Source organism: Pseudomonadota bacterium (assembly GCA_030859565.1).
Classification (GTDB): Bacteria; Pseudomonadota; Gammaproteobacteria; order JACCXJ01; family JACCXJ01; genus USCg-Taylor.
Window position 1 is genome coordinate 1 of sequence record JALZJW010000142.1, and the last position, 9,309, is coordinate 9,309.

A 9,309-nucleotide genomic window follows, 5' to 3' on the forward strand; every position below is an offset into this window, starting at 1 on the left:
CACCTGCACTTATCGACAGAAACCTCCATGAGTTACTCGATTTGTCCTGTTGGCGTCTCGACCGCAGCGGCTAATTCAAGCGGCCTTCTTTTCTGATGTCCTCATCAATGCCTTTAGCTCATGTATCGACACATTGGTGAGAAATGCGGGCTAGTTCACTCGATTCGAAGTACTTGCCGGCGGGCGGCTGCGTGGGGCAAACCCCGCACCGAAAAGATCCGGGGCGGGGTATGTCGTACGTGTAAGTAAGAAGCCGCGTTCTATTCGTCGATTTGCCGTACGCGGTAAACCTTCTTGCGCTCCTGGACGATCGGAATCTCCACCTTCGTCCCCTCGAGCGCAGATCCGCCGCCCTCCGGAGGCTTGCAACCGAGGCAGAAAGGTACGGTGTCGTCGCCAATCTCAACCACACCGGCAACGGGTGAGGGTGGGATACCGCCGCCGGTGAAATCCTCTGCCAGCGAGGTGTCGCCACTCTGTAGCCCACCGGTCAGGAAATTGAGCGCATAGCCTCGCCCCGTACCGAGATTGCTGCAGCTTGCCGTGCTGCCATCGGAGGCTTGAAAGGTGCTGAAGTAGGTAGCCCCTCCGACCGTCACGGGCGTTGTCACAACCTGTTCGTGCGGACTGGAAGTGACCACCAGATCGATGAACCAACCCTTGCCACCCAAAACCGCCGTGCTGTAGTCCAAAGTGGTATCGGTTACGTTCAGCAAACAATCAGAGCAGGTCGTGGGCGTGGGCGTGATATCCCCTGCTGTGTCACTATTTGCCTGACTACTCGTAACGACCAACACCTCTGTGCTAGGGTCGGAAACTGTGGAAACTACTGCCTTCGCGTACTCATCGCGAAAGGCATAGAAGCGATTCTGTACGCCGGTTGCGAATGAACCGTTGAGAGGCTGCTCGCGGTCGCCCGTTCCAAGCAGTACGACATTGATGCCACCCAGCGTGACAACGTCTGGGGCATAGGAAAACTTCCGGCTCGACACTTGTACCGACCAGTCGGATACACCGGCCACGAGATAGGTATGGCTGCTCCATGTCGATGGGGCATAACCGACATAGCCGGCGGCGGGATCGCTGGTATTGATGCGCCAGAGATTGCCGCGGGTGTCGGCCGCGTAGAGGACATCGGTATAGTTATCGGCATTGACATCCACCGGAACGATGTCGGCAATCACCCGGCCGGCGCCACTGTCGACCGAAGCCAGATCGATAAACTCGGCTTGCGCTCCCGTTACGGCATCGAGGATGAACACCCCTTGCCCCTTCGTCGTGCCGCTACACGTCGGCGTCGCAGCGTCCTCGCAGGCGTCGTAGCCGCCACCGAAGGTAAGATAGAGCGGGTTGTTGGTCGGATCGGGATCGCCGTCCTTGGTCACGATGACGCGCGGTGTCGACCAGGTCTGGCCAAGCTTGACCGCATCCGTACCGACGCAGCCGATATCGTTGGACAGGTTTGGACAACCAAAACGCCACAGCAGCGACGGCAAGGTCGAAGGACTCGGCTTGCTGGTTGCGTCGAACCCATAGACCATGCGCCCGCCGCGGCGCATCGATGGATAGAGATAGACCTTGGACACGTTGCCACTGCTGTTCCGCTCCTGATAGGCACCTATGCCGCCGTCGAAGAAATAGTCTTTCTTTGTCGGGGTTGGCGTCGTGCTTACGGTGGGGAACGCGATCAGCGGGGTGTTTTCCCGTAGACGAGACAAGCGGGTCCAGAATTCCGGCGCGATAAAGGACCAAAGTTCCTGCCCCGCGCCGCTACCGCTCTGGTTGCCATCTACGGCATGCAACATGCCGTCGCCCGCCCCATAGAAAACGACGACATCATTGGTTGTGCCGTTGCCGTAGTTGATGACCAGTGGCCGTGAATGGACCACGTCTCCGTGCACGGTGGGACGCACTTCTTTCGGGTTCACGGACTCGTTGTAGGTCTGATAAGCGCCCGTACCGTCGGGTGGTCCGTCACCGGCGTTCTGGCCGCGTACCCAACTCACCAGGGTGTCACGGGCCGCGTTGTCTGCGACGCCAAGCTCGGTGTAGCTCATGTTGGTGGTGTCGAAATCGACGACCTCGCCTAGCGCATCATCGCAGGCAGTTGTGCTGGTGCAGGTTTTCACGGTACGGTTGGCGACAGAAATCTGCCGCAGTTGCTGGGCAGCGGCGCCCTTCTCGACGAGATTACCATCCGGCGAATCGGAATAGACCGATGTGCCGGACGTGAGGCAAGTACCTGGAGGCGTCTGATTGGGCGGAATATCCTGCCAATAGGCGCTGCCAAGGGGGGTGTCCGTGGTCCAGAAGCTGCGCGCGCACGCCGTGATGAAGCCTGTGTTGGCATTGTCTATGGCCGCGCTTCCGGCGGCGTCGGCAAGGAACAGGGATTGGCTGGCGGCATCATAGGAAAACTGATACTGCTTCAGATTGCCGGCCCAGCGCGGCCGCGCATCGCTGTCGGGCCGGAACATGCCGATGAACACCTGGTTGAGATAGGTGCCCTGGGTGTTGACACTGACCGGCAGCGACGCCGATGCGAACACGCTGTTCACGGCGGCGATCTGGGTGAAGATGTCTTTGAATGCGGCGACCAGCTTCTTTAGGTCGCCGCCGACTTCGAAGTAGCCACTGGCACCGGTACCACCGACGTTTGCCATCGATCGGAGCAGTGTCGTCTGTTTGGCGTCGGCCGATTTGTTATAGACGTTAAGCGTATAGGTGAAGACGGGCTGTTGTCCCGCCTGGTCGCTAACATCGGTCGATGCGAGAAACTGAGTCCATTCGTCACCAAACCGGATATCCGATTTCGACGTCGAATAGATCTGCATCTCCTCGGGCAGACGTCCAAGACGCGTCATCAAGGTATTGGTGGGCGGATTGACATTCTGGTTGGTTCCGTACTCCTGGTTGGGCCAGGTGTTGCCCACCAGGATAAGGTAGTTCTTGCCGCAACTGTTGGTGGAGCTGATCGGGCTTTGGTAATTATTTTTTCCAGGGTTTGTGAATGCATCCACGTCTTCGAACGCGTTGGGCTCCACGTAGCGTGCCGTACCGAAGTGGGTACGGTCCGTCGGCGTGCCTCCCAGTCCCTGCTTCGCCTGGGTCGGGTTGGCATAACCGCCGTAGTACTTGAATGCCTCATACAGAGGCGTTCCGTAGTCCGCTGATGCAGGGGTCTTGTAGAGCGGGTTAGTAATCTCGCTATCGATCAGATCCAGATCGCCGATCAGCGCCGCGCAATGCGCGGCGTCGAGCGGTTTAACGGCTTGACGAATATAGCCTCCCGTATTGTTGGCCTCGGCCGTACCGTTTGTATCGCTGATCAACATCAGACCGACATTAACATTCAGAGGCGTGGTGGCGGGGTTGCAGACCAACTCTTTCAATACCAGCTCGATCGCGCGCAATTCGACCCGGCCTTGCTTGAGATCCTCGTCCGGACCGAACACTTGATTCACGTAGCTCTGGCACGTAGCGTCGCTTTTGCACTTGAGCAACACGTCTGCTTTCTTCCATTGCTGCGAGTTTGCTGACCAGTTGGAGGTATTGTCCAGGAACAGCAGGACATTGGGCGCGTTGGCCGTCGCCCCCCCGCTCACATATAAATCGATGTCTTCGCCCAGAGCAGCTCCCGACATCAGATCGAGCGCCGCTGCCATCGCGATGGTGAACTGCTTGGTCTTCAGTTTCATTAGGATCTCCAATGTTGATCGTCCGTGATCAGGGTGTGCATTTAGCGTCGGCGTCCGCGCTTTCCATACGCAGCTCGATGCCTTGATTGACGGTTACAGAAGCGCTTGTAGTCGGATCGTTCACATCCGCCTGCACATCGAACAGCGCCGTCGTGCACAGCGAATCATCCGAGCTGGTGGCGACGGCACTCAGGTCCACGGTCGTAGGCCCTCCTGATGACAATCCGCCAAAGCAGGGCTGGTCCTCTGACGTCACAGTAAATTGGCCGCCGACCTGGGTGACGAGCTCACTTTTCTTGATCAGGCGGTGGCGCTCGCACGCGGGCACACTCAGCGTGACCGGCAAGGCCGAAGGATCGAGGGTCGAATCTGCCTGGGTCAGGCTGACTTTCTGGGTCAGGATCGGGATGTCGATGAAATCCTTGTTGTTCGCCGTCTGGTCCAATGCGAAGTCGGCGGCGGCCTGGGCCTCGGTCGCGAACTGCTCGTTGCCGATCGCCTGCAAGTTAGTCGTCGTCAGGCGCATAGCGGCGACTGCAAGCAGCGTCATGAGAAGGAGCATGATCAGGGCCACGAACAGCACTGCCCCGCCTTCACGCCGCATATCCAGTTTTATCGTGTTCATTCCATCCTGCCCTGAGGGTTGACGAAATTGAAGTAACCCGTGAAGACGTGGCGCTTATAACCCGTGTTCAAGCCGGCCGCGTAGGCAGCGGCATCCAGATCGCCCATCGTATAGGTCTTGTCGTCCGTGTATCCGGCCGTGACTTGAGGCGCGCGCGCCAGTAGCCAGATCCGCGCACCGACGACCTGGGTCCACCAGCCTGCCGTCACCGGAGGACAGTCTGCCGGCACCGAAGCAAAGCAATCCGGCGAGGAATCGCCATTAGTATCGACCCCGTACTCCACTTGCATGTTCTCGATGTTCTCAGCCAGCGGGACGGGTGGGCCGGCACCGAGGGGTCCGATATCGACATACTGCAGCCTGTCATCGGAACCGACAAAAAAGATCCGGCGGATGAACTTGCGGACTGGCGCCAGGGTACCGGGAGTACAATCCTTGTCCTGGAGGGTGTAGGGCAAACCAGAGTTGGCGGCCAGTACGAACGGATTGGTCGAATATTCCGCACCGCACTCGGACACCTGAACATAGATGTCGGCCGCAACCAATCCCGCACAGGCGCCTACCCCGGCGACACAGGTCGCGGCGCGTTGCAGGAAGAGCACATCGGTATCGGTCTTGCGCGATCCGTTGATGCAATCGAATAGTCCCAGCGGAATCCCCATATCGCTGTGATTGCTACCGCGCACGGCAAGGGCGAGCGAACTTTCCCAGTCAGCAACCGTTGTCGAACACGGTAAATCCGTCGTCGCTCCAGGCGAAACAGCGCTCAAGGTGCCGTAGTAGCCGGCATGGCTCAGTTCGTCGCCCAGGACCAGCAAACCATAACGACCGTTCTCGTAAATGTCGGCCGACTTGTCGATCTCGCGCCGCGTATTGCTGCTGTTCACGAAAATAACCGTCAGAAACGATAGGACCAGCAAGCCGACGGTCATCGACACCATGACTTCGACGATTGACATGCCCTGCTGATGACCGGCCGAACGCTCCGCCGCCCGGCTGCGCCGCCGCCGCTGCCAATGCCCGATTGGATTATCTGTAAACATGGGTCAAGGTTCTCCAGGTTGGCCGCGTCACCCAACCAGCTTGGGGATCATCACGCGGGTGACGACCGCCCGCCGCAGGCCGGGTCCGAAATTGACGTCCGCCTTCGCGCACAGCTCCGCGGGCGTGCCGGCGTCGAGATCGGCAGTCGCAGTCAATCCCTGCCAGACCACGACGATGAAAAAGTCGTCTAGCGCGAAGTCGGTCGGCGGGCTGACGTTGATGAGGCATCCGCGCGCACCGATCATGGCGCCGACCTGACTCCCGGCGCTGGTTTCCGCGGCCCCCTTGAGCGCCTGCCCCCATAGGCAAAGTTGGGACTCGGCATGGTCCTGGTTCGTCACTAGCGGGTTCGGCACTGTCGCACAGATACCCGTGCCCGTGTCGTCGCCGGTTCCGAACACAATGCTGCCGTTCGAGGCAGCAAAGCTCTGGAACCCATCGAGCAGGCCACGGGCGCTCATGATCCGATCCTCCATGTCACGCATCAAGGTAAGGCCCTGCGCGCGCTGATAGGCCTCCATTTGGACGACGGATGCCTTGCTCTGCAGGCCGGCCCAACCCAACAGGCCAATAACGACAATAACGATCGTGACCAGAACCTCGATCATGCTGAAACCGGATCCCTGCCTCGGGAGGAGCGCAAGCTGTCCGAGTCGAGACCGATTCATGGGGGGCAGACTCCTTCAAGGACGTGCGGGCGTCCAACGGTGTCGATCGTGACGCACCGCGACTTCGAACTGGGCGGTGAAGCGATCAAGATTGCCGGACTACTACCCGGCGGCGGCCTGCCAAAACGGTTGTATGCGATGGACGGATTGACCGGGGTGAACTGCACGCCCGCAAACGGCTCCTGCGTGCGTAATACGTCCAATGGCGCGGCGACGGACGGATCCCTGATAGTCCAGCCATTGGCAAGATTGGTGACAGTCATCGAAACCAAGGTATTGCGCTTGAGCGCTTCGCTGCGCGCGATCAAGAGGCTATCGTACAAAGCGGAAGCCCCGGCGCGGATCCGCTGCGAGACGCTGAATTCAGTGAACGAGGGATAGCCAATCGCCGCGATGATGGCGACCAAGCCCACCACGATCATGAGCTCGATTAGGGTAAAGCCCTCGGTTCTCGAATTGGCGGTTATGGAGGTATTCATTTCTTCCAATAAGCCACCGGCAGCTTCGTACCGTTCTGATCGATCGTCATGGGAGTATCTCCAGTCATCACGCTGGAGCTAGTGGCTGTAGCAGTGATTAAGAAAGTCGGTGGAGAAGCCACATTATTGGCTGCGACCGGATCTGGAACCATGCTGTAATCAGCAGCGATCTCGGCAGGCCATGAAGCGAACTTGAGTTCCGTAGTGCTAGAACTCGTTGCGTAACGTCGCTTGTCCAATAGAAAAGCCTGCTGTCGGGCTGCCAGATCCATCAGTACGCTTTGTGCGGCCGCCCTCTTGCCGCGCTTGATATAGTCCCGATAGGACGGAAGAGCAATCGACGCTAAAATTGCGACCACGGCTACAGCGATCATTACTTCGATCAGACTGAACCCAGCCGAACGTCGATTTCCGTAGTGAGCATGTGCAAGCGGCATGATTCTCCTCGTTTGTTTAGATCAATAGATTCAAGATCAGGATCAATACGAATTCCAATTGCTTAATGTGTTTTGCATATGCGTTGCTCTACTATGGCCCGTCTATCGTTCAGCCGACCTTCTTTCTTGAGCGGAAAGGAGACCAACGCGAAGATTTATCCGACGAGCGGTTATATTTGGCCGAGCGGAACCCTGATCTTCGAGTCCAGGTTGCTAGGGCCGATACCTCCGGCGATGATGAAGATGCAGCGGGCCCGATCCTGCTCGGCCTGCCGCCGCTATAATTGAGCACGAGAGAACAGCGAGGTCCAGGCTTGGAAAATTTAAAACGCGAGGTAGGGTCATGATATTGCCTGTCGCGCGCGCCACTGATCGCCTGTTCATACCCAACGTCTGCACCGCCCGGCCGGTGTTGGTGCTGGTCTTGATGGCCGAGCTATTGGCCATCGTGCTGACCCTATCGACGGCCACGGATGTAAACGCAAGCTTCGACGATCTGGCCCTCAAGTCGCTTTTCATTCAGTGGGTTACTCTTTGCTGCGCCGCAGTTCTGTGCGCGAGCCGAACGCTTTACTCCCACCTCAGCGAGGCCAGGGTAGCAATTGTCGCTTATCTCTCGATGCTCGCGATCGCCTGGGTATTGAGCGAGCTGGCGTGGTGGACCCTGGATTACTTAAGCAACCCGATGCCCCTCGGTGCGGATTCCAGGGGAGGGTTTTTAGCACGCAATCTGGCGATTGCGGCGATCGTGATCGCCATCGCACTGCGTTATATGTATGTCCACCATCACTGGGAACGGCGCATCGAGTCGGAGGCCGAGGCCCGCCTCCAGGCACTGCAGGCGCGCATTCGGCCGCATTTTTTTTTCAACTGCATGAACACCATCGCCAGCCTGACCCGCAGTCATCCAATGCTGGCGGAGGAAGCTGTCGAGGACTTAGCTGATCTGTTTCGAGCGAGCCTCCTGCCCGCCCGTGATCGGGTCACGCTCGGTGGGGAGCTTGAGCTGTGCCGACAGTATTTACGGATAGAAGCCCTACGGTTGCAAGATCGCTTGGTGATCGATTGGCAAATCGATGAGTTACCGGCGGACGCCCTGGTACCGGTGTTGTCGATTCAGCCGCTTATCGAGAACGCGATCTACCACGGGATCGAGCCCTTGCCCCAAGGTGGGGTGACTCGGATCAGGGGGCAGCGCGAGGGGTACCGGCTCACGGTCGTGATCGAAAATCCCAAGCCGGGAGATGACAGGCGATCCTCGCGCGCAAGCCATGGCTTCGCCCAGGAAAACGTGGGGCAACGACTGCAGGCTTTCTACGGCGGGTCGGGTGGGCTGACAGTGGAGGACTTGGGCGATCACTACCGGGCGACTTTATCTTTCCCTTATGAACGCGCCGAAGATGCGGATCCTCATCGTGGATGATGAGCCGCTCGCGCGCGAGCGGCTCGCCGCACTGATCCGCGAGCTTGCGGTCGGTGAGGTCGTGGGAGAAGCGGGAAACGGGATCGAGGCCCTGACCGCCGTTGCTGCGCATGCGCCGCACCTCGTGTTGCTCGATATCCGCATGCCTGGCATGGACGGGTTGGAGGCAGCGCAACATCTGGCCCACTATGACCATCCCCCGGCGGTGATCTTTACGACGGCCTTTGGTGATTACGCGCTTGAGGCTTTCGAAGCCAGTGCCGTCGATTATTTGTTGAAACCGATCCGTAAGGAGCGGCTTTTACAGGGACTACAGCGAGCCAGGGTACTAAGCCGGGGTGCGCTCGATACCCTCAAGGAGCGGACGGATCCGACTCGGGCCCGAACTCATCTGAGCGCGCCGGTAGGCGGCAGCCTGAGGCTTGTGCCCGTGGATGAGGTGCTTTACTTCCAAGCGGATCAGAAGTACGTCACGGTAGTTTGGACGGGGGGAGAGCTCGTCATCGAGGAGCCGCTCAAAACCCTGGAGACCGAATTCGGCGAGCGGTTCCTCCGCATCCACCGCAACGCTTTGGTATCGCTCTCCCGAGTCGAAGCCCTGGCGCGCGATCGTGTGGGTGGCCTTGCGGTTAAATTGCGCGGGACAGAAAAGCGGTTGCCGGTCAGCCGCCGGCTCACCGGCCAGGTGCGCAGATGTCTTAAATCGATGAGAAGGGCCGCGGAAGGCCTGCCGGCCGATGCGTAGGGTCAGGACTAGTACATCATTTCAACGATACGGTTACGGCAGAATCACTGAAGGTGTCATGCTATTGCTCTCAAGAAACACATTTGAATAGCCTGGTACATAGCGTTATTTTTTAAGCCGATTGGGGATTGGGAATCAATTGAAAGCCAAGCTTTTGGGTCGTTTTGGTCAGATGTCTGAGGACCCGCTG

The 9,309-nt window shown here is 58.7% G+C and carries 8 protein-coding genes and 1 pseudogene; 2 read left to right on the forward strand and 7 right to left on the reverse strand.

Features of this window, described 5'->3' with window-relative positions; translation table 11 throughout:
* Positions 1-260 precede the first annotated feature (260 nt).
* The 7 genes and pseudogenes from M3436_16870 to M3436_16900 all read right to left on the reverse strand — a co-directional run bounded on the left by M3436_16870 (position 261) and on the right by M3436_16900 (position 6,951).
* On the reverse strand, positions 261-3,698 hold the full coding sequence (locus M3436_16870) for a PilC/PilY family type IV pilus protein (GenBank protein ID MDQ3565705.1): 3,438 nt from the start codon (positions 3,696-3,698) through the stop codon (positions 261-263).
* Positions 3,699-3,726: 28 nt separating this feature from the next.
* On the reverse strand, positions 3,727-4,323 hold the full coding sequence (locus M3436_16875) for a PilX N-terminal domain-containing pilus assembly protein (GenBank protein MDQ3565706.1): 597 nt from the start codon (positions 4,321-4,323) through the stop codon (positions 3,727-3,729).
* Positions 4,320-5,366 carry a PilW family protein gene (locus M3436_16880; protein MDQ3565707.1) on the reverse strand — a complete coding sequence of 349 codons (1,047 nt, stop codon included), beginning with the start codon at positions 5,364-5,366 and terminating at the stop codon, positions 4,320-4,322. Before M3436_16880 ends, M3436_16875 begins: the two co-directional genes overlap by 4 nt.
* A gap of 27 nt (positions 5,367-5,393) precedes the next feature.
* Entirely contained in the window at positions 5,394-6,035 is a 642-nt protein-coding gene (gene pilV, locus M3436_16885; GenBank protein MDQ3565708.1) for a type IV pilus modification protein PilV, read from the reverse strand.
* Positions 6,032-6,514 carry a GspH/FimT family pseudopilin gene (locus M3436_16890; protein ID MDQ3565709.1) on the reverse strand — a complete coding sequence of 161 codons (483 nt, stop codon included), beginning with the start codon at positions 6,512-6,514 and terminating at the stop codon, positions 6,032-6,034. The genes pilV and M3436_16890 overlap by 4 nt, the downstream gene beginning before the upstream one ends.
* Positions 6,511-6,786: a hypothetical protein gene (locus M3436_16895; GenBank protein ID MDQ3565710.1), complete on the reverse strand. Its 276-nt coding sequence runs from the start codon at positions 6,784-6,786 to the stop codon at positions 6,511-6,513. Before M3436_16895 ends, M3436_16890 begins: the two co-directional genes overlap by 4 nt.
* Before the next feature lie 39 nt (positions 6,787-6,825).
* Positions 6,826-6,951, reverse strand: a pseudogene (locus tag M3436_16900) (prepilin-type N-terminal cleavage/methylation domain-containing protein).
* Between the two features lie 343 nt (positions 6,952-7,294).
* Here M3436_16900 and M3436_16905 point away from each other — a divergent pair.
* Both M3436_16905 and M3436_16910 read left to right on the forward strand, forming a co-directional pair.
* Positions 7,295-8,374 (forward strand): histidine kinase, encoded by a 1,080-nt coding sequence (locus M3436_16905; GenBank protein ID MDQ3565711.1) that lies wholly within the window; start codon positions 7,295-7,297, stop codon positions 8,372-8,374.
* Entirely contained in the window at positions 8,352-9,119 is a 768-nt protein-coding gene (locus M3436_16910) for a LytTR family DNA-binding domain-containing protein (GenBank protein ID MDQ3565712.1), read from the forward strand. Before M3436_16905 ends, M3436_16910 begins: the two co-directional genes overlap by 23 nt.
* The last annotated feature ends 190 nt before the right edge of the window (positions 9,120-9,309 follow it).

Coding starts and splice junctions, on each gene's coding strand:
- pilV (MDQ3565708.1), bottom strand. CDS start 6,035: ATGAATCGGTCTCGACTCGGACAGCTTGCGCTCCTCCCGAGGCAGGGA.
- M3436_16895 (MDQ3565710.1), bottom strand. CDS start 6,786: ATGGATCTGGCAGCCCGACAGCAGGCTTTTCTATTGGACAAGCGACGT.
- M3436_16880 (MDQ3565707.1), bottom strand. CDS start 5,366: ATGTTTACAGATAATCCAATCGGGCATTGGCAGCGGCGGCGGCGCAGC.
- M3436_16875 (MDQ3565706.1), bottom strand. CDS start 4,323: ATGAACACGATAAAACTGGATATGCGGCGTGAAGGCGGGGCAGTGCTG.
- M3436_16910 (MDQ3565712.1), top strand. CDS start 8,352: ATGCGGATCCTCATCGTGGATGATGAGCCGCTCGCGCGCGAGCGGCTC.
- M3436_16870 (MDQ3565705.1), bottom strand. CDS start 3,698: ATGAAACTGAAGACCAAGCAGTTCACCATCGCGATGGCAGCGGCGCTC.
- M3436_16905 (MDQ3565711.1), top strand. CDS start 7,295: ATGATATTGCCTGTCGCGCGCGCCACTGATCGCCTGTTCATACCCAAC.
- M3436_16890 (MDQ3565709.1), bottom strand. CDS start 6,514: ATGAATACCTCCATAACCGCCAATTCGAGAACCGAGGGCTTTACCCTA.